Below are 3,694 nucleotides of genomic sequence, written 5' to 3'. Positions count from 1 at the left end.
ACACACTTGAGGAAGGAGAATTCTTTCGGGAAATTCGTTAAACTTAAACGTGTTATTTTTAGCATTCTAAATAATCGGGTTCAATGTATTTTTCTGTTTCAGGAGAGCTTTTAATTTCTATAGGATATTTCTTAAAAGCTACAACAGTAACCCTATCTTCTTGAACTAAACTTCTGGATTCATTTATAGAAGAGAAACCTGTTCGCGTTAAAAAATTGTATAGAGAGGATTTTGTCATCCAAAAACTAGTAATGTTATCTAATGATGCCCATTTTGATTTTAAACGTTCTTCTATTGATGAATTAGCAGAGTGTTCTAGCATTGTGTGCCCCTTATATTCATAATTTTTATAGAGTACTGATACATTGGGAGTATGAGTGATATGAGTATCAATTATTACAAACCTTTTGCATACTTCATACACTTTTTCTAAAAAAGGGAATACATCTGAGCAATCTAAATGATATAAAATACCAGAGCATAAAACAATATCAAATTGACCATATTTTTCAGCACTTAAATTTCTTACATCATCTTGATAAAAGGTTAAGTTTTCCAACCTTAATAAATCTTTAGCGAATATAACTTTTTGTACGTTTGATTCTCTTCCTTCTATCCCTACAACAGTTGCTCCTTGCATAGCAAACTCAATAGCGTAATGCCCCTCTAAACAAGCTAAATCTAAAATTCGAAGATTTTTAAAATCACATTGTGTGATATCTTGAATCATTGTCACAATTTTTTTTAACGCAGGATTTGGTTGTCGAATATCTCTTGTATATAGAGTATCCGTTAATTTAATATCATAAGCGGTCCATTCACCATATTTACGAATAATGTTTTCTTTTTCAAGAACAAAATCTTTCATGATACAATTCGCCACCTTTAACATAATATTATGTGTAATATATACCTTTATAAGATCAATATATGTGTGTATAACTTGTATTTAGACGAAGGTAAACATTTTAAGTCTAATTCTAGAGTATTCCTGCTAAATAAAATTCTCACTAATAAAAAATATGTTATATAACTATAAAAACTCTACCAAATTATTAAAGGAATCTCCTTTCCCCTATCGAATTATTGTAGAGGAAAGGAGAGGAATACATGGAAATTCTAGGATTAGATCCTCGCGCATTAGCGACTTTAGGTGCACTTGAATACACCAATCGTCGCAATAAATTAATCGAAGACTCGGAGAATAACATATACGAGTGTAAAGAAATAAAAGAAATACTTCAATCACTCCCTAAAGAGAAGCAGATTGAGGTTCTTGAGAATCAAGCTCACTTTGAAGCTGTGGCAAAGATGATTGAACAAAACAATTTAATTCTTTTAGAACAGATGAAAGCTCTACAGCTAATTCAGAAATAACAAACTTATGATTAATTAATTCTACATATGCTTCTATATATAATGTATCTTTATTTATACCATCAGCCTCTGTTTTTACAGGGGCTTTTGTTATGTGTTGATTCATATTTTGAATTTGAATGGTTTCTTTCACATGTATGAATAGATCTTCTAATAAACCTGGTGTAGACTCTAATTCTTATTTTTCAATTTCCTCTGTGACGGCACTGATAAATTTCCATAGTACTTTTGCACCTAGTAGTTCTGCTAAACGTTTTTCACGCATTTCAAATGTTTTCATGTTCATATTTAACCACTTCCTTCTCCTTTCGAAATAAAAAAGAAGAGACTGCTCCTCTCATCTTTTTTCACCTTCTTTTGTATTTTGAAATCCAAAATTCTTATTTCCCCACTACAATTCTTAATAATTTAAGATAATCTATCACATCCTTGTTAGTTGATTACTTATCCTATTCCCACAACGCAAAAAAACCTTCCAGGAATACATTCGTATTACAAATTAGCGTATATCGTTATACACTTCCTTGTAATGAATCGTAAACCCGAAAGGTTTGTGGTTATTTAACAATGATTAAAAAGGAAAAATTTCCTTGAACTTATTATATAATAAGTTCATATCTATTTCAGTTAAAGAAAACGACATATTCATACTTTCTTATAGAAGGACTTTCTTGACGCTACTCTCTATTGAAGACTAAAAGTAATATATGATAGTTTACTTTCATACGCTGACTAAAAGCCGCCCTTTTCCAATGATTTCACCTAAAAAATTTCTATGTTTTTTTAATTACTTTCCTTTAAAATAGCTCATTTCTCATATTCCCAATCAGCTTTTTAAAGTATAACTTTGTTTTAAAAAATTTGCTACAGAACCACTACCAGTAACACTCGTCATATAAGAAATAATTTGTTGTATATATTCACTATTAATAATAGGCCATTGAACACCTAATAATTTTAGCTTTTTTTGAGTTTCAGTCGAATCAAGCTTTATTGGTTTATAACAATTATCTTTTGGCTCTTCAAATGTCATGAGATTTTGAATATCTTCCTGTTTCTTTTTATCTTTAGATAGTTCTAAAATAAATTGCTGATACTCTGTTTCAGAAATTACTTTAATTGGATATCCCATTGAATTTAGTAACTTTACAAGTTCCTTTAAATTTAACGTAAGATGATTGTATATATGATTTACGCAATCTTCACTATTTTCATGCAATTCATTTGATGTTACAAACCCTGTGATAATTTTGCTGCAATAATCTACAGGTGTAAATTCAACTTCACTTGATAATAATACATCTGTCACGATACCATATTGTAATATAAATTTTAATTTGCTCATAAATGCATTTTCGGTGAAGTTATATTGATGTTGTCCATCAATATATCTATTTGTAAGATTTCCTACTCTATAAATAGTAGCATCTGTTCCCCTTAATATTGCCTTGAACACTTCATATTCTGCTAAAAATTTACTTTTCACATACACATTATCTTTGTAATTTTGTTTTACATAAAAATCGCTTTCTTTATATATTATTTCCTTTTCACTTAATACAAATTGTCCTGCTACACCAGTCGTAGATATATGATGTAAATCCTTAGTATCACCAACAAATGCAAGAAGTTCTTTCACCGCCTGGACATTCGCTCTTTCAAATTCACTATACTCGCCAAAATGTTTTGTTAAAGCCGCAGCATGAATAACAGTTGAGATTTGTTGATGAAGCTCCTTATATAATTCATTTTCTAATCCCATATTTTGTTTAGCTAAATCACCTTGCACAATAAAGATACGCTGATTTACTAAAGATTGATATCTTACAAATTTGTTTTTAAAATAAAATTGTAACATGTCTAATAAACGATTTTTCGCCTCTAGTTTATTTTCCCCACGAACTAAACAATATATCTTACATTCTGTAGTATCCAATAGTTGTTCTAGTAGATGTATACCTAAGAATCCTGTAGCTCCTGTTAAAAGTATTTTGTTATTATTACTAAATGCATATCTTTTTGTTTCCTTTAGCTTCTTCGGAGGTGTTAACAATTTAATATCTAATGTATCTGAATGTGAATTTACTCTATATCCATATTGAATTTTTTTAGCTATATTATTAATAGTTTTTAATTCAAAGTAATCTTTAATAGTTACATTCCAGCCTTCAGAAAATGTTTTTACTAAAGTACTCATAATTTTTAAAGAGTGCCCACCTAGTTCAAAAAAATTAGCGTTTATCCCAATGACAGAGGAGTCAATCCCTAATACCTCTGACCAAATTTTTACCAATTTTCTCTCTACTCTATTCCGAGG

The 3,694-nt window shown here is 29.6% G+C and carries 3 protein-coding genes; 1 reads left to right on the top strand and 2 read right to left on the bottom strand.

From position 1 onward, the window contains the following. Positions 1–58: 58 nt before the first annotated feature. The gene (locus GFJ36_RS28875; protein WP_142314846.1) at positions 59–868 is read right to left on the bottom strand and encodes a class I SAM-dependent methyltransferase; all 810 of its coding nucleotides are present in this window, start codon (positions 866–868) and stop codon (positions 59–61) included. Between the two features lie 242 nt (positions 869–1,110). Here GFJ36_RS28875 and GFJ36_RS29925 point away from each other — a divergent pair, with 242 nt between their 5' ends. Then, positions 1,111–1,377, top strand: a complete 267-nt coding sequence (locus GFJ36_RS29925; RefSeq protein ID WP_000404243.1) for a hypothetical protein — start codon at positions 1,111–1,113, stop codon at positions 1,375–1,377. A gap of 826 nt (positions 1,378–2,203) precedes the next feature. Here GFJ36_RS29925 and GFJ36_RS28860 read toward each other — a convergent pair. After that, positions 2,204–3,694 (bottom strand): thioester reductase domain-containing protein (locus GFJ36_RS28860; protein WP_157349862.1); only part of this gene is annotated, 1,491 nt, incomplete at its 5' end.

Source organism: Bacillus sp. EE-W1 (genome assembly GCF_009760835.1).
Classification (GTDB): Bacteria; Bacillota; Bacilli; order Bacillales; family Bacillaceae_G; genus Bacillus_A; species Bacillus_A wiedmannii.
Note: the sequence above shows the minus strand (reverse complement) of the source record. Positions and strands in the feature narration are given on the sequence as shown.